The sequence below is a fragment of the Fodinibius salicampi genome (assembly GCF_039545095.1).
GTDB lineage: Bacteria > Bacteroidota > Rhodothermia > Balneolales > Balneolaceae > Fodinibius > Fodinibius salicampi.
Map to the genome: position 1 here is coordinate 168837 of NZ_BAABRS010000002.1, position 16772 is coordinate 185608.

Below are 16772 nucleotides of genomic sequence, written 5' to 3' on the forward strand. Positions count from 1 at the left end.
CGCGGTTAATTTGGTGGATGTTCAGTTAAAAATTCCCGGTATAAATCCAGAAATTCATTCAACATCATGGCCGTGGCTCCCCAGAGCGGTACAGGATGCACATCCCAGTAGGGAACCCGGTAGGTATAGGAGTGGAGGTCCCAGTCTTCCACCGTAATATTCTTTTTATGCACGAGAGAATCGAGTTCTACGGCAAATACTTCTTCAACTTCAGCGGGATTAATAGTAAATGTTGGCCGGTTATCGGTATATCCTACAACGGGAAAAACCAGGTTGTTTGAGTTACTGATATAGAGTTCGCTGAGCTCTCCTATGATCGTAATATCGTTGGGTGAAACACCAATTTCTTCCCGGGCTTCTCTCAGTGCGGTTTGCCGAACACTTTCTTTTTTTTCTGACCGTCCGCCGGGAAAGCTAATTTGTCCCCCGTGATCAATATCATGACTGCGCAAAGTGAGAACAAGCTCCGGATTATTCTCATCATTGGGAAACAGCAGCAAAAGAACGCTGCTTCTGCTGGCATGCTCAGGGGGATCCATTTCCCGGTCGTCACCGCCATCCAGCGGCTCGGGAGCCATTGCTAATTGAGAATGAGTTCCCGGAAGCTTTCCAGAAAGCCTGTCTGTTAAAAAATTAATAAGCTTTTGCATGCTATGCATTTTAGCTTAAAATAAATGTAACGCATCCACTTTAAAAGAGGAAATCGGTAAAATAATGTTTTGAGCGGGTCAAAATATTGGTTTTTATGTTGAAAAAACTAAAAGGGATGGGAGATATTTTTTGCATTTTCAGTTTTTGATGAATATCGTTACAAATAATTAATGGTTGTAAATAATGGTAAAATACTTTTTAGGGAAGAGACCATAATTTTGGCACGAAGTTGTCAATCTATTACAATACTTCATCGGATGGTGGAGAGAACCTCAATAAAATAATTTACGATTATGCGAAAAATACTCCTAAGGATAAGCGTATTGGCTATAATATTATCATTTGGCCTTTATGCTTGTGATCAGCCAACAACCAATTTACAGGAAGATGAGCAGACAGAGCAGAAATCTCAGGAAAATGGAGCGGCCATAGAAGGGCAATATATTGTCGTTTTCAATGACAAAGATGCCAAAGGCAAGGCTTTATCCGACGTTAAAAGCGTTGAAGAGTTACGTAACAAAGTATTTTCTGATTACAGTATTGAAGCAGATGCGGTAATCGGGAAATATAACACAGCTCTGAAGGGTTTTGCGGCCAGGCTTGATGCTGGAAAACTCAAAGATCTAAAAAATGACGATCGGATTAATTATATCGAGGAAGATCGTTTTATTACTTTAGCTCCTCCGGGATCATGTTCGCCGTGGCCTTCATGCAGGGATGAGGATGAGGAGGAAGAAGATTCAGGTCAGGTAGTCCCCTGGGGTATTGAGCGTGTAGGTGGCGCAACAGCCAATAACGGCACGGCTTGGATAATTGATACTGGAATTGATCTGGATCATCCAGACTTAAATGTTGATACGGACAGAAGCGCAGTTTTTGTAGATAGGGGACCCGGTTCCGGAACGCCTGATGACGGAAATGGTCATGGTACGCATGTAGCAGGTACCATAGGCGCTATTGATAATAATATTGATGTGGTAGGTGTCGCTGCGGGTGCTTCGGTTGTAGCAGTAAAAGTGCTCGATGACCGGGGCAGTGGTTCTTATTCAAACGTTATCGAAGGTATTGATTATGTGGCAGCCATTGCATCCGCCGGTGATGTTGCGAATATGAGCCTGGGTGGAGGAACATCCGATGCCGTAGATGACGCTGTACGTAATGCTGCCGATCAGGGAATATATTTCGCTATCGCAGCCGGAAACGATGGGGATGATGCTAATAATTATTCTCCCGCCCGTGTGGAATACAACAATGTTTGGACTGTTTCGGCTACAGATGATACCGACACTTTTGCTTCATTTTCCAACTGGTCGGGACCGACAGATCCTCCCATAGAATACGCTGCGCCCGGTGTCGATATTCTTTCGTTGTGGACAGATGGCGGTACGGATACCATTAGTGGTACTTCTATGGCGTCTCCCCACGTTGCCGGTATTCTGCTGGTAACCGGAGGAAATCCCAATTCAGATGGTTCGGCCAGTAGCGATCCCGACGGAGATCCGGATCCTATTGTTCAGAACTAATAACGCTTAGAGTTTTTCTACAAATTTATATTTGTAATAGGCACTTGTTTTTGCAGGTGCCTATTTTTATTTCAATGTGGATTAAACTTTGTTCAGCCAATCATAGTTCGTACTTTTTAGGCTTAAAGATTAAAGATAAGATAGTATTTGATCAGGATTTTATGAGTAAAAAGTATGATGTGTACGGTATTGGTAATGCACTAGTGGATATGGAGTTTGAAGTTTCTGATGAGTTCCTGGATAAACATGATGTGCAGAAGGGTGTAATGACGCTGGTAGATGAGGAAACGCAATTTAAGCTGATTGAGGATATTAATCGAAAGGAAACAGTAGAGAAGCCTGGAGGATCTGCAGCCAATACGGTTTTTGCGGTCAATCAATTCGGGGGAAAATCCTTTTATTCTTGCAAGGTAGCCAATGATAAATTCGGAGACCTGTATCTCGAAAATATGAGAGAGGCAGGCATCGATACGAATTTTGATTACCAGGATCGCGAAGAAGGAATTACGGGTAAGTGTCTCGTAATGGTGACCGATGAAGCACAGCGTACCCTGAATACATTCCTGGGAATTACATCTACGCTTTCTCCTAAAGAGATTAACGAGCGGGCTATCCACGATTCTGAATATGCTTATATAGAGGGCTACCTGGTATCCTCAGACTCCGGATTTGAGGCCATGAAGCAAACGAAAAAGATTGCCCAGCAACAAGGGGTTAAAACAGCTCTTACGTTGTCGGATCCCGCTATCGCAGAAGCATTTCGTGATCGTTTCGATGAAGTAATAGGGGCTTCCGTTGATCTCCTTTTTTGTAATGAAGAAGAAGCGAAAATATATACTGACAAAGATGATATTATGGAGGCCCGGAGTTTGCTCAAAAAAGAAGCTAAGCGATTTGTCATAACTCAGGGAGCCAATGGCGCTATGATTTACGATGGGGAAACTTTTATCGACATTGAACCCTACGAAGTGAATGCTGTAGATAGCAATGGCGCCGGTGATATGTTTGCAGGGGCGTTCTTGTATGGCATTACCAATGGGTTGGGATATGCCGGTGCTGGAAGGTTGGCCAGCCTGGCAGGATCAAAAATCGTATCGCAGTTTGGTCCCCGACTGGAGTGGCCGCAGGCACAGGATATCTTGCGCAGCATCTCATCAACGGACTAACAGCTATTGTGATGGATACTTTTGTTCTTGCTTCCCAGAATAAACACAAGATAAAAGAACTTCGGGAGACATTAGCTCCGCTGAATATCCAGTTAAAGTCTACCTACGATTTCCCGAATCTGGAAGAAGTTATAGAAGATGCGGATACCTTTGAGGGTAATGCCTTGAAAAAAGCTCGTTATGTTCATAATGAAACCGGACTGCCGGCTTTGTCGGATGATACAGGCCTGGAAGTAGACGCTCTTGGCGGACGTCCGGGGGTTTATTCGGCCCGTTATGCCGGTGAATCAGCAACGGATGAGGACAATCTGGAGAAATTGCTTATGGAACTTTCGGATGTGGATCCATCGGAGCGCAATGCCAGGTTTCGAACGGTTGTGGCCTTTGTTACTGACAAGGATACCTATACTTTTGAAGGCGTTTGCGAGGGAACAATTACTATTGAACCACATGGTGACGGGGGATTTGGATATGATCCGGTATTTCGCCCTGATGGTTATGAGCAGACCTTTGCGGAGCTGTCCTCGAAGGTCAAAAATGAGATTAGCCATCGCGGTAAGGCCATACAGAAATTTTATGAATGGTTGAAAGCCTCTTGAATCTGGCTTGTTAAGTTAGCCTGTGTTTGAGATAAAGGATTAAAATAAAAGGCATGGCTGTTTTAAGTGTCTAGGCTTGAAACAATAAGTAATATGAATAAGCTTAAAAGCTTATCATAGCTGGAATACTTCTCTATAAAGTCTATTGTTTACTCACGTTAATTGTAGCCTTTTTAAATAAAAAAGCCCATCGGATTAACATTGTTTATCCGATGGGCCATATGAAACAGATAAATATATTATATATTCATTTAGACGTCCTTATACTCTACAAAGCCTTCGATGGCCTCGTATTCGGCAAAGCCAAGCTTGTCGTACAGTTGGGCTGTCCCGCGATTGCGATCTTCCGATCGTTGCCAGAACTCTCGTTCGTCGGCTCCAGGGAAGAGGGGACGATCTTTCTGGGACTGGTGTTTGAAAATGGCGCGACGTTTTTTCATCAGCTCCTGTGGGCTAATCGGGACGGCCATTTCGATCTCATTAATATCCCATTCCTGCCAGGCGCCGCGATACATCCACACTTTGCAGTCGCCGGTCCAGTCGTCATCGCCGCATTCTTCCAAGGCGGAAAAGATGGCTTTTAAGCAGACGCGGTGGGTGCCATGGGGATCTGACAGGTCACCCGCCACATAGATCTGGTGTGGCCGGACCTCACGAATGAGTTCCCGGACGATATCGATATCTTCTTGGGATAGGGGCTTCTTTTTAACGCGCCCCGTCTCATAAAATGGCATATCTAAAAAGTGAAGCTGATCTTCGGGGATACCACAATACCGTCCCGCGGCCTTGGCCTCCCCCTTGCGTATGAGTCCTTTGATATGTTTTATCTCATCGGTATCTACTTGGGTAGGGGCTTTCTCGTCCAGAAACTGTTTGATCTCTGCCAGCATCTGGTCCGCTTCTTCCTGCTCCATATCAAACATATCGTTATAGTCGGAGACGAAATCCACAAAACGGACCACATCATCATCAAACACCGCAATATTACCGGACGTTTGATAAGCCACGTGGACCTCGTGTCCGTGCTCTACCAGGCGAATAAGGGTACCGCCCATGGAAATAACATCATCATCGGGATGCGGACTGAATACCAGGGCCCGCTTGGGAAAGGGCTGGGCGCGCTCCGGTCGGTTGGTATCATCTGCGTTGGGTTTTCCACCCGGCCATCCGGTAATGGTATGCTGCAATTCATTAAAGACTTTAAGATTAATATCATAAGCCGGACCGTATTGCGTAAGCAGGTCCCCCATGCCGTGCTCGTTATAGTCTTCATCGGTGAGCTTGAGTACCGGTTTGTCCACTTCCTGGCAAAGCCAGACCACGGCTTTACGGATAAGTTGATCGTCCCAGTCGCAGGAGGTAAGCAGCCAGGGCGTCTTCCGGCGCGTAAGCTTTTCCGCAGCAGCGTCGTCCAGAATAACCTCGGCATTATCATGTTCCTGAAGATACGTGGCCGGAACCTGCTCGCGAATGTTTCCTTCCACGGCTTCCCGGATAATCGGAGCTTTCCCTTCCCCCCAAGCCATCAGGATGACCCGGTCAGCATCCAGGATGGTTCCGACGCCCATTGTGATAGCGCGCCGGGGGACGTTTTCTTCCCCAAAAAAGTCACTTGCCGCATCCTTTCGGGTAATGCGGTCAAGGGTGATTAGTCGCGTACGGGAGTCGGGACGCGAGCCCGGCTCGTTAAATCCGATATGGCCCGTTCGCCCAATGCCCAGCAGCTGGATATCCAGTCCGCCGGCGGCGCGTATTTTTTCCTCATACTCCCGACAGTAATCGTTGATGTTTTCTTCTTCCAGCGTCCCGTCCGGAATATGCACCTGCTCCTCCGGGATATCGATATGATCGAACAGGTGCTCGTTCATAAACCGAACATAGCTTTGCAGGGAGTGAGGCTCCATCGGGTAATATTCATCCAGGTTGAAAGTAATGACATTCTCGAAAGAGAGCCCCTCTTCGTTGTGGAGCCGGATCAGCTCCCCGTAGACCTGGGTCGGAGTGGAACCGGTGGCCAGGCCCAGAACCGTTTTTTTTCCCGATTTATTACGCTTGCGGATAAGATCGGCCACTTCCCCGGCAACCTCTTTGGAAGCATCGGAAGCACTGCCGTAAATAGCTGTGGGTATGTGTTCGTAATAGGTTACTTTTTCGGTTTCGTTATAGTAATTCATGGACAAATTTTTTAATTACGGATACCAACTGCAAAAAAATAGCTGGTCGTAACTTTGGGGTTACAAAAAAAATGTTCTATAATTTGAATTCGTAAATAACGCTATTTTGAGCGAAATGTAAATGACAAATAATAAATTAAAAGGGTAGGATTGGAATTTTCTTTCGTCGATTATGCCGTTATTTTAGTATACCTTGTGGGCGTTGCATATATAGGAGTACGCATTGCCGGACGGCAATCTTCAACAGCAGATTATTTTTTGGGAGGGCATGATATTCCTTGGTGGGCGGTCCTGTTTTCAGTCGTTGCCACCGAAACAAGTACGCTTACTTTTATAAGTGTGCCCGCTGTAGCTTATGGCGGAAACCTGACTTTTCTACAGATAACCCTGGGTTATATTGTGGGACGTATTATTGTCAGCTTACTCTTTCTTCCTTCCTACGTTGACGGGAATATGACAACCGCCTATCAATTTTTAAAAGAGCGTTTTGGCAACTCTATGCGGAATGCAGCCAGCACCACGTTTATGGTTACGCGATTGTTGGCCGATGGAGTACGATTGTTTGCTACAGCCATTCCGCTGGCTATAATTATGCGACTGGGTGGAGCTTTTGTGGGGTGGACTGACTTTGAAGTCTATTTGCTTGCAATTGCAGCTATTGCTGTAGTTACTCTTATATATACCCTTATTGGCGGTATCAAGGCGGTGGTTTGGATGGATGTCATGCAGATGGCTGTTTATGTAGGAGGAGCTGTTTTTGCCGGAGCAATTATGATTTCCAATTTGCCGGAGGGAATAGGTGGAGCTCTGAATCTGGCAGCCGAAACAGATAAGCTTCAGGTTATCCGTTTCGGTTTTGATCTAACTTTTGCTGAATTTATTGCCCAACCTTATACTTTTTTTACGGCTTTAATTGGTGGGGCTGTTTTTTCCGTTGCTTCCCACGGCACCGATCAGCTGATTGTACAGCGATTGTTAACCACCCGTAATACAAAGAACAGTCAGAAGGCGTTGGTATGGAGTGGGGTGGTCGTCGCTCTGCAGTTTGGACTCTTTTTATTTATCGGATTGTTGCTGTATGCATTTTATGATGCACAGTCGGCCACTGAGCTGGGACTGGCTACCAACGATGAAATTTTTGCAAAGTTTATTGTTGAAGAGCTACCCATGGGTTTTTCCGGACTTATAGTAGCTTCCCTGTTTGCGGCGGCAATGAGCAGTCTCAGTTCCTCCCTTAATTCGCTGGCTTCCTCTACTACTTTTGATCTTTACAAGCCATACTTTGGTAAAGGTAATACGCAGGATGAGGACCTGTATGTTTCTCGCATTATTACGGTAGTTTGGGCGATCATTTTGACCGGCTCAGCCTTCTTTTTTGCATTTTTACAGCTACAAGAGGGGGAACGTCCTGCTGTGGTGGAATTGGGACTCGGTATCGCTTCTTATACCTATGGGGGATTGTTGGGGGCGTTCCTGTTAGGTCGGCTGTTTGCGAAGCCGGATAAGCGGGATGCAATGATCGGTTTTTTCGCGGGATTAACCTCACTTCTTTTTATGGTAGAGGGTCCGATTCACAATCTGTTGCCTGGCGAGCCCCTGGCTATTGCCTGGCCGCTATATACGGTGGTGGGTAGCCTGATTGTGGTGATTGTAGGATCGCTTTCAGCACAGATTCGAAATCGTTAATTTACAGGACTATGAAAGCAATGGTCCTGCATAAGGCAAATGAAGCACTCCAGCTTGAAGAGGTGGATAAGCCCTCCCCGGGGAATCGACAGGTGCTGATCAGGGTGCAGTCGTGTGGGGTTTGTCGCACCGACCTCCATATTCTGGATGGTGATCTTGAAGAGCTAAACCTGCCGCTGATTCCCGGTCACCAGATCGTTGGTGTGGTGGAGAAAACAGGGTCTGAAGCACGGAAATTTAAAAAAGGAGATAAAATCGGGGTGCCGTGGCTGGGACAAACCTGTGGCGAGTGCGTGTACTGCGAAAGAGGGGAAGAGAATTTGTGTGATGAAGCTCGGTTTACAGGTTATAATATTAACGGTGGATTTTCTGAGTTTACCGTAGCCGACGAGCGTTACTGCTTTCCTATTCCAGAATTTTATGATGCTCATCAGGCCGCACCACTGCTCTGTGCGGGACTGATCGGGTACCGGGCGCTGCGAATGGCCGGGGAAGGTGAGACAATAGGACTCTATGGGTTTGGCTCTTCAGCTCATATCCTTACGCAGCTGATTGTCCATCAGGAACGAGAGGTATATGCCTTTACCCGTCCGGGAGATGAAGCGGGGCAGCAGTTTGCACTGGAACGGGGAGCCGTCTGGGCCGGGGGATCAGAAACGCTACCGCCCGAACCACTGGATGCGGCTATTATCTTTGCTCCGGTTGGCGCATTGGTACCCCAGGCACTTAAAAGTGTGAAAAAAGGCGGTCGGGTGGTATGTGCGGGCATCCATATGAGCGATATTCCTTCGTTCTCCTATAAGATCCTCTGGGGAGAGCGAAGTATAAAATCAGTGGCGAATCTGACCACGCGTGATGGGGAAGAGTTCATGAAACTGGCTCCGCAAATTCCGGTCCGCAGCAATATAACGGTGTATCCGCTGGATCAGGCAAATGAGGCTCTTGATGATTTAAGGGATGGAAATTTTGAGGGGTCGGCGGTACTCACCATTGCATCGGATGAATGACTAATTTCACTGTAAATGCATAGAAAAGTATTTTTTGGAATTTTGCTACTAGTCGGCATGTTTTCGGGCTGCTCACAGGATTCAACGGCTCCGATAAATCAGTCTGCACGTGTTCCGGCCATTGATTCACTCATCCAGCGGGAGATTGTCGCCGACCATATCCCGGGAGCAGTCATCCAGGTAAAAAAAGGCGATTCAGTCCTACACCGCGCGGCCTACGGTTATGCACAAAAATATGATTATGGCCTGAAACGATTGGAAGATCCCATACGAATGACTCCCGGGCATATATTTGATCTGGCATCTCTGACCAAAGTTATGGCCACTACTTTTGGTATTATGATGCTTGTCGATGCAGACTCCATAGCACTGGATGATCCTATTCATAAATATTTACCGGAATTTAAGGGAGAAGTAAAATCCGGGATTACCATTCGTCATTTGTTAACACATACTTCCGGACTGCCACAGTGGGTACCTACCTATTATCATGCTTCGAATATCCAGGAGCGGTATCAATATATCGCTTCACTACCGCTTAAGTGGCCGGTGGGAGCCGAACGTCACTATAGCGATCTCGGTTTTATGCTGCTGGGTGATATTATTGAGAGGATTTCGGGCCAACAGCTGGATGACTATTTCGATGAAAGATTATATATCCCTTTAAACCTGCAACATACAACTTTTAATCCTCTCAATAAAAAGGTCAGGGCAGAAGCAATCGCCGCAACTTCACATGGCAACCCTTTTGAAAAGCAGATGGTACATGATGATACGTTTGGGTACCAGGTGGATGTTGATCTCGACTCCTGGAACAATTGGCGGGATTATACGCTCCGAGGCGAAGTAAATGATGGCAATGCCTGGTATGCCAATAATGGTGTAGCGGGCCATGCCGGACTTTTTTCCACCATTGATGATTTGCAGGTGCTCGTTGATCTGTTGCTTGAAAGAGGTGAAGTGAACGGAAGACACCTCATCTCCTCATCCGTAATCGATACCTTTTTGACCAAAGATCAATATGGCAATGCGCTTGGCTGGGCTATGGATAAAAATACGATATCTGCTAAAGGTTCCCCGGAAGGGACCTTTGGGCATACTGGATTTACGGGTACAAATATTGTTGCTGTACCTCAGGATTCAATATCTATTATTTTGCTTACCAATCGCCAGAATGTAGGACGCCAGGAAAACGGCTACTACTTTGATTTAGGGCCTCTCCGGCAGGATATATTTGATGAAGTTACACAAGAGATAAACTAGTTTTTAATCTTCATCAATACTGTGCTTCGGCTGATACTTTTGTTGTAAAAACCAAGTGTTAAAATGGAGCTCTTCGATCTTTATAATAATATTATATAGCCGGGCTTCAGGATCTGTTTTAAAGTAAACGAGTCCACGTATACTCTCATTGGGCCAAAGATCGGTAATGCGAAGGACCTCACCTTCCCAAAATTGGCGACTTTGTCGCAGGCTGGAGCGATCGTAACGATATTCCACGCGATCAATTTGTTGGTGTACCGCATTTTCGGCCAAATCTTCCCCGGCCTCTTCTCGTTCTTCCTTGGTATCAGCTGCCACTGCGCTTGCCACTGTTAACCCCTGCAAGGTATAAAATAGAAATTCATCGCCTTTTTGACGGACTTCCTGACGGGAAAGTTCCATATCAATATTCAGGATTTTTTGCTCAGGATCTTTAGCCGTATTAACGGTAAGCAACTTGCCGGGATTTTCAGGCTGCTCCCCGACATAGGATTCGTATTTAAACGAGTCGGGAGCTACCCGGATAAAGCGGTCAGAATTATTAATGACTTCGACTTCCAAAGCAAAAAGGTTGGAGGTATGCTCGTAATAACCTACCGTTAGTTGCACACTGTCTTTTTGCATATGGATATATTCCACGCCCTGATAATACGAGGTTTGATTATTATCGGCTTCCGCTTTAAGACGATAAACAGGTTCGGGAGAGCAGGCTTGAATTCCTAATAGAACTCCGATAATAAACAGCAACAAACGTTTCATAACTGAAAAGAATAAAAGGTTAACGGATGTTATGAATGTCTATAAAAAATCTATCCAAAGAGGGTGATCAGTGAAATAGCATGAATATGTGAATGTATAGTTTTTTAGAAATATTAAGTTGTGTACAGGCGTTAGTGCTCATATAAAATTGATTATTATAACTTAAACCAGAGGTCCTATGAAATCATTAGTCGCTATATTATCTGTCTTTATCTTAGTTGGTTGTCAGGGTGAAAGGGGGCCAATGGGACCTGAAGGGCCTCCTGGAACCAGTCTTATGGGACAGGCTTTTGAAGTGGAAGCCAGTTTTAATGGAGGGAATGACTACAGTCGTTATTTCGATTTTCCATCAAATATAGAAGTATATGAATCTGATATTGTCGCTGTATATTTGCTTTGGGAGGTGGATGGAGATACGGGTTACGACGTGTGGCAGCCGCTACCCGTTTCTGTATTTTTTGATGATGGTGAGCTTCAATATGCTTTTGATCATACCGTGGCCGATGTACAGCTCTTCTTAACGGGAGATACCGACTTAAGCACGGTCGGCAGTGAATACACGCAGGATCAGATCTTTCGTGTGGTTATTTTGCCGGCTGAATATGTAGAATCCAATAAGGTGGATATGAGTAATATGAACGAGGTTATGAAGGCTGTGGATAAAAGCAAGGTAGAACGCCTGCAACCAGCTGAATAAATTTAATTATTTAAGAAGCAGACATGCCAGGTTTCCAGGACTTGGCATGTCTTTTTCATGGCTCATAATTTAAGTTCGAGCCTAACCATCGCTCTACTTCTTTCACGCTCATATCTTTACGCTGTGCATAATGCTCGATTTGATCTTTGCCTAAATTACCAACATTGAAATAAGTAGAGTCGGGATGCGCAAAATACAAACCGCTAACGGAGGCCGCTGGATTCATGGCAAAGTGTTCTGTTAGGTAAATGCCCGCTTCTTCTTCAACATCAAGCAAGTCAAATAGGATACGTTTTTCGGTATGGTCGGGCTGGGCCGGGTAACCGGCAGCGGGTCGTATGCCCTGATACTGCTCGCGGATGAGCGATTCATTGCTATAGCTCTCATTTGGCGCATACCCCCAGATATTTTTCCGTACTTTTTCATGCAGTAGCTCCGTAAAAGCCTCTGCCAGTCTATCCGCCAACGCCTTGGTAAGAATGGCATTGTAATCATCGTGATCGTCCTCGAACTGCTGGACGAGCTCTGGCGCGCCAATGCCGGCCGTTACGGCAAAACCTCCCATATAATCGGGAATACCCGTCTCTTTGGGAGCTACAAAATCAGATAACGCTTTATTTGGCTGGCCTCTCCGCTTTTTGGCCTGCTGGCGCAGCATGTGAAAGGTGGTAAGCACCTCTTTACGACTGTCATCAGTATAAAGCTCCACATCATCGCCCACAGCATTGGCCGGATACAATCCCAATACGGCACGTGCCTTTAACAGCTTTTGATCGATAATTTTATCGAGCAGCTCGTTGGCATCGTCGTAGAGTTTTTGAGCCTCTTCGCCGTACTTTTCGTCTTCCAAAACTTCGGGAAATTTTCCTTTCATCTGCCAAGCGATGAAAAATGGTCCCCAGTCGATATAATTCCGAATTTCTTCCAGGGGATAATTGTCAAATACCTGTTTGCCCAGCTTATTGGGCTTGGTGATCTCAGTAGATTCCCAGTTAATGGAAGTGGCATTCTCCCGGGCCTCCTCAATCGGCAGATAGGTTTTTCGATTGGCTCGTCCCTCATGCCGTTCGCGCAATTTTATATATTCGTTCTTCGTCTTTTTCAAGAATTCTTCGCGCAGTGTCTTGGAAACCAGGTTGCCGGTTACCGATACAGAGCGGGAAGCGTCTAGAACGTGAATAACCGGCTGATCGTAATTTGGTTCAATTTTTACGGCGGTATGAGTACGTGATGTCGTAGCTCCACCAATGAGGAGTGGCTGCTCAAAATCTTCTCGTTTCAGCTCCTTGGCCACGTGTACCATTTCATCCAGCGAAGGGGTAATAAGTCCGCTGAGTCCGATGATATCCACCTTGTTCTTGCGCGCTTCTTCAAGAATTTTATCTGAGGGAACCATAACTCCCAAATCAATTACATCAAAATTGTTACAGCGGAGGACCACCGCCACGATATTTTTGCCGATATCGTGTACATCTCCTTTAACGGTAGCCAGCAGAACTTTTGCTTTGGGTTCACTGTTCTTATTCTTTGCTTTCTCTTTTTCGATATAGGGAATGAGATGAGCCACGCCCTTTTTCATTACCCGGGCACTTTTTACCACCTGCGGTAAAAACATCTTGCCCGATCCGAAGAGATCACCAACCACATCCATTCCGGACATCATGGGACCTTCAATCACTTCGATAGGTTGATCATACTTTTGGCGCGCTTCTTCCACGTCATCCACAATATGCTTGACGATACCTTTAACCAGTGCATGTTGAATCCGTTCTTCTACAGATTTAGTTCTCCACTCCTGGGTTTTTTCCTTGGATTCAGTCTTATCATCCTTAATTTCCTCGGCATAATCCACGAGCCGTTGTGTTGCATCATCACGGCGATTAAGCAGAACATCCTCAACAAGCTCCCGCAACTTTTTAGGGATCTCTTCATACACTTCCAGCTGACCCGCATTGACAATAGCCATATCGAGTCCGGCCTGTATGGCGTGATACAGAAAAGCCGAGTGCATCGCTTCACGGACCTTATTATTGCCCCGAAATGAGAAAGAAATGTTGCTGAGTCCCCCACTTACTTTGGCCAGCGGCAAATTCTCCTTAATCCATTCGGTGGCGCGGATGAAATCAACGGCATAATTATTATGCTCTTCTATCCCAGTGGCCACAGTCAAGATATTGGGGTCAAAAATGATATCCTGTGGAGCAAAACCAACCTCTTCGGTAAGGATACGATAGGCCCGGTCGGCAATTTCAATGCGACGTTCATAACTGTCGGCCTGTCCTTTTTCGTCAAAGCCCATGACCACCACGGCACCCCCAAAGTTGAGGATCTCCCGCGCATGCTCTTTAAATTCTTCTTCGCCTTCTTTTAGGCTGATAGAGTTCACGACGCATTTCCCTTGCACCGTTTTGAGTCCCGCTTTAAGTACCGACCATTTGGAGGAGTCGATCATAATTGGAACGCGTGAGATATCTGGCTCGGTAGCCACCAGCTGCAGGAAATCGACCATCACTTCTTCCGATTCGAGCATGCCCTCATCCATATTAATGTCGATAATCTGGGCACCGTTTTCTACCTGTTGCCGTGCAACCGAGAGCGCTTCCTCGTATTCCTCGTTCTTGATGAGACGTTTGAACTTGCGTGATCCCATGACGTTTGTACGCTCACCGATATTAACGAAATTGGTATCGGGACGTACCACCAGGGGTTCGAGGCCGCTGAGACGCAGGTATGGCTTTTGGTCTGGAATCCGGCGCGGTTCACATTCTTTGGCAGCTTCAGCCATAGCTTCAATGTGTTCGGGTGTAGTACCACAACAGCCGCCTACCAGGTTTACAAAATTGGATTCGGCGTAATCTCGCATCTGATCCGCCATAAATTCCGGTGACTCATTATAGTCGCCCATCTCATCGGGCAGCCCGGCATTGGGATAAAGGCTGGTATGACAGTCGGCAATGTTGGCTAGTTCCTCGATATAGGGACGCATCTGCTTGGATCCCAGCGAGCAGTTGAGTCCTACACTTACCAGGTTCTTGGTGTGTGAAACCGAAATCCAGAATGCCTCGGTTGTTTGCCCGGAGAGTGTACGTCCACTTTGATCTACAATAGTACCGGAAATCATTACCGGCATTTCGTTACCGGTTTCCTCCCCGTATTTGTGGATGGCGTAAATGGCCGCCTTCGCGTTCAGTGTATCAAAAATGGTTTCCACCAGCAGCATATCAACGCCTCCCTCCACCAAGCCTTTAATTTGTTCAGTATAAGATTCCTTCAGCTGATCGAAAGTGATATCCCGGTAGCCCGGATCTTCAACATCCGGTGAAAGGGAAAGCGTTTTGTTGGTAGGGCCAATGGCACCGGCAACGAGGCGGGGTTTGTCGGGAGTTTTTTTTGTAAACTCATCCGCTACTTCGCGTGCATTCTCAGCGGCGGCCACATTGAGCTCATAGGCCAGGTCCTGCATATGGTAGTCGGCCTGTGAAATAGACGTGCTGTTAAAAGTATTGGTTTCTATAATATCGGAACCGGCGGCAAGGAATTGGCGGTGGATATCTTTGATAATATCCGGCTGGGTAAGGCTCAAAAGGTCATTGTTCCCTTTGAGTTCAGCCTTTGTATAGTCAGTAAACCGCTCGCCGCGGTAATCTTCTTCAGAAAGATTGTGCTCTTGGATCATCGTGCCCATGGCACCATCCAGAATAAGAATACGGTCGTTCAGTAAATCCTGAATTTCGTCAAAAGTCATATCGTTCGGTCGGTAATCGATTGTTAGGTACTTGTATTTGCACAAAAAGTTTCAACTAAGTCATCAAGTGATTACCTTTGATGCGTAAATACGCAATATAGCGATGACCCGCTGAAATTTTTTTGCTTACCCAAAGATACAATAAATAGTATACTAAATGAAAGTCGTTGAACATTATAGTCGAGCAGAAGAGCCACTAATATCCTTTGAGATTATTCCCCCTAAAAGAGGAGGGTCCGTAAAAAAGGTATTTGACCTGCTTGATCAGGTGATGAAATATGATCCGCCCTTTATTGATGTAACTTACCATGCCGCCGAATCACATTACGAGGAGCTGAGCGATGGAACCATCAAGCGGCATATTAAGAGGAAGCGTCCCGGTACGATTGGGCTATGTGCTGCTATTATGCATAAATATGGAGTGGATCCCGTACCGCATCTGATATGTGAGGGGTTTACAAAGGAGGAAACTGAGGATGCTCTGATTGAGCTGAATTATCTCGGTATTGATAATGTACTGGCCATCCGGGGAGATGCCGCCGAAAATTCTGTGCAGCGGTTAAAGAACGGGACAACCAATAAATATGCGGTTGATTTAGTCAAGCAGATTAAAGACATGAACGAAGGGCGTTATCTGGATGATATCACGAATGCCCAGGAAACAAATTTTTGCGTAGGTGTGGCCGGTTATCCTGAGAAGCATTTTGAGGCTCCGAATCTTGATTTTGATATCCAGATGCTCAAAAACAAAGTGGATTCGGGCGGAGATTATATTGTAACACAGATGTTTTTTGATAACGAAGCCTTTTTTCGGTTTGTGGATAAATGCCGGGAGGCGGGCATTGAGTGCCCCATCGTACCCGGACTGAAAATTCTGACGAGAGAGCGGCATCTTAACTTTTTGCCCAAATATTTCCATCTTAATATTCCTGAGGAACTTTCTGACGAGGTACAGGCTAATCCGACCGAAGCGCGGAATATCGGTATTGAATGGGGAATTCAACAGTGTACCGAATTGTTGGAGGGAGGGGTGCCCGGTATCCATTTCTATATTATGGGAGATCCTACACCTGCCCTTAATGTTATTGACGGCTTGCCAATGGGACATAAGGCAGTCGGGAAATAGGAAAGGAGAGAATGAGACTTAGGTATCAATAGATTTCAACCTGGATTAGCATAATAATGGGGATATTATTTCTGATTAGGCAACCCAATAAATGAGTTGGTAATGACTTCGAATATTTAGAATTGAATTTATGATTCTAAGTATTTTCACATGTATCCATGTTGGTATAGGATAGCCATTCTAATTTTTTGAAGACAAACCTTGCTTGACAAGGTGCTGGTCATACCTGTTGCTGTTCTTATTTTAAAGCTCTCCCGAATTCAATATTAGGTTTTGCTAATATTGCCCATTCTGCATTGATTTATAAATAAATAATTGGAACTTTCGCAGGACAAAAAATAGATTTTCAGGGTTTATTTTAACATTTAATATATCA

12 protein-coding genes are annotated in these 16772 nt (G+C 45.6%); 8 read left to right on the forward strand and 4 right to left on the reverse strand.

The features are described from left to right. Nucleotides 1-5 precede the first annotated feature (5 nt). Nucleotides 6-650 carry an NUDIX hydrolase gene (locus tag ABEB05_RS08635; RefSeq protein ID WP_265789341.1) on the reverse strand — a complete coding sequence of 215 codons (645 nt, stop codon included), beginning with the start codon at nucleotides 648-650 and terminating at the stop codon, nucleotides 6-8. Between the two features lie 294 nt (nucleotides 651-944). Between ABEB05_RS08635 and ABEB05_RS08640 the strand changes: the two genes are divergently transcribed. The 3 genes from ABEB05_RS08640 to ABEB05_RS08650 all read left to right on the forward strand — a co-directional run bounded on the left by ABEB05_RS08640 (nucleotide 945) and on the right by ABEB05_RS08650 (nucleotide 3939). Beyond that, nucleotides 945-2174: a S8 family serine peptidase gene (locus tag ABEB05_RS08640; RefSeq protein ID WP_265789343.1), complete on the forward strand. Its 1230-nt coding sequence runs from the start codon at nucleotides 945-947 to the stop codon at nucleotides 2172-2174. 161 nt (nucleotides 2175-2335) lie between these two features. Further along, nucleotides 2336-3340: an adenosine kinase gene (locus tag ABEB05_RS08645; protein ID WP_265789345.1), complete on the forward strand. Its 1005-nt coding sequence runs from the start codon at nucleotides 2336-2338 to the stop codon at nucleotides 3338-3340. A gap of 11 nt (nucleotides 3341-3351) precedes the next feature. After that, nucleotides 3352-3939, forward strand: coding sequence for an XTP/dITP diphosphatase (locus ABEB05_RS08650; protein ID WP_265789347.1), 588 nt, complete (start codon nucleotides 3352-3354; stop codon nucleotides 3937-3939). 251 nt (nucleotides 3940-4190) lie between these two features. Here ABEB05_RS08650 and nagB read toward each other — a convergent pair whose 3' ends face one another. Next, complete coding sequence (gene nagB / locus ABEB05_RS08655; protein ID WP_265789349.1) at nucleotides 4191-6113, reverse strand: glucosamine-6-phosphate deaminase; 1923 nt, start codon at nucleotides 6111-6113, stop codon at nucleotides 4191-4193. 150 nt (nucleotides 6114-6263) lie between these two features. Here nagB and ABEB05_RS08660 point away from each other — a divergent pair, with 150 nt between their 5' ends. The 3 genes from ABEB05_RS08660 to ABEB05_RS08670 are packed head-to-tail and all read left to right on the forward strand — an operon-like array spanning nucleotide 6264 to nucleotide 10069. Beyond that, on the forward strand, nucleotides 6264-7799 hold the full coding sequence (locus tag ABEB05_RS08660; protein ID WP_265789350.1) for a sodium:solute symporter: 1536 nt from the start codon (nucleotides 6264-6266) through the stop codon (nucleotides 7797-7799). Between the two features lie 11 nt (nucleotides 7800-7810). After that, nucleotides 7811-8806, forward strand: a complete 996-nt coding sequence (locus tag ABEB05_RS08665; RefSeq protein WP_265789352.1) for a zinc-dependent alcohol dehydrogenase family protein — start codon at nucleotides 7811-7813, stop codon at nucleotides 8804-8806. A gap of 15 nt (nucleotides 8807-8821) precedes the next feature. After that, a complete protein-coding gene (locus tag ABEB05_RS08670; protein ID WP_265789354.1) occupies nucleotides 8822-10069 on the forward strand; it encodes a serine hydrolase domain-containing protein in 1248 nt (415 codons plus the stop codon). Between the two features lie 3 nt (nucleotides 10070-10072). On the opposite strand, the gene ABEB05_RS08675 is transcribed toward ABEB05_RS08670, so the two are convergent. Next, nucleotides 10073-10828, reverse strand: a complete 756-nt coding sequence (locus tag ABEB05_RS08675; protein ID WP_265789355.1) for a hypothetical protein — start codon at nucleotides 10826-10828, stop codon at nucleotides 10073-10075. 178 nt (nucleotides 10829-11006) lie between these two features. On the opposite strand from ABEB05_RS08675, the gene ABEB05_RS08680 reads away from it, so the two are divergent. Then, entirely contained in the window at nucleotides 11007-11525 is a 519-nt protein-coding gene (locus tag ABEB05_RS08680; RefSeq protein ID WP_265789357.1) for a hypothetical protein, read from the forward strand. 55 nt (nucleotides 11526-11580) lie between these two features. Here ABEB05_RS08680 and metH read toward each other — a convergent pair whose 3' ends face one another. Further along, a complete protein-coding gene (gene metH, locus ABEB05_RS08685) occupies nucleotides 11581-15270 on the reverse strand; it encodes a methionine synthase (RefSeq protein ID WP_265789359.1) in 3690 nt (1229 codons plus the stop codon). A 157-nt stretch (nucleotides 15271-15427) separates the two neighbouring features. On the opposite strand from metH, the gene ABEB05_RS08690 reads away from it, so the two are divergent. Then, nucleotides 15428-16396: a methylenetetrahydrofolate reductase gene (locus ABEB05_RS08690; RefSeq protein ID WP_265789361.1), complete on the forward strand. Its 969-nt coding sequence runs from the start codon at nucleotides 15428-15430 to the stop codon at nucleotides 16394-16396. The last annotated feature ends 376 nt before the right edge of the window (nucleotides 16397-16772 follow it).

Coding starts and splice junctions, on each gene's coding strand:
- ABEB05_RS08665 (WP_265789352.1), top strand. CDS start 7,811: ATGAAAGCAATGGTCCTGCATAAGGCAAATGAAGCACTCCAGCTTGAA.
- ABEB05_RS08640 (WP_265789343.1), top strand. CDS start 945: ATGCGAAAAATACTCCTAAGGATAAGCGTATTGGCTATAATATTATCA.
- ABEB05_RS08650 (WP_265789347.1), top strand. CDS start 3,352: ATGGATACTTTTGTTCTTGCTTCCCAGAATAAACACAAGATAAAAGAA.
- ABEB05_RS08670 (WP_265789354.1), top strand. CDS start 8,822: ATGCATAGAAAAGTATTTTTTGGAATTTTGCTACTAGTCGGCATGTTT.
- ABEB05_RS08675 (WP_265789355.1), bottom strand. CDS start 10,828: ATGAAACGTTTGTTGCTGTTTATTATCGGAGTTCTATTAGGAATTCAA.
- ABEB05_RS08645 (WP_265789345.1), top strand. CDS start 2,336: ATGAGTAAAAAGTATGATGTGTACGGTATTGGTAATGCACTAGTGGAT.
- ABEB05_RS08690 (WP_265789361.1), top strand. CDS start 15,428: ATGAAAGTCGTTGAACATTATAGTCGAGCAGAAGAGCCACTAATATCC.
- ABEB05_RS08635 (WP_265789341.1), bottom strand. CDS start 650: ATGCAAAAGCTTATTAATTTTTTAACAGACAGGCTTTCTGGAAAGCTT.
- ABEB05_RS08680 (WP_265789357.1), top strand. CDS start 11,007: ATGAAATCATTAGTCGCTATATTATCTGTCTTTATCTTAGTTGGTTGT.
- metH (WP_265789359.1), bottom strand. CDS start 15,270: ATGACTTTTGACGAAATTCAGGATTTACTGAACGACCGTATTCTTATT.
- nagB (WP_265789349.1), bottom strand. CDS start 6,113: ATGAATTACTATAACGAAACCGAAAAAGTAACCTATTACGAACACATA.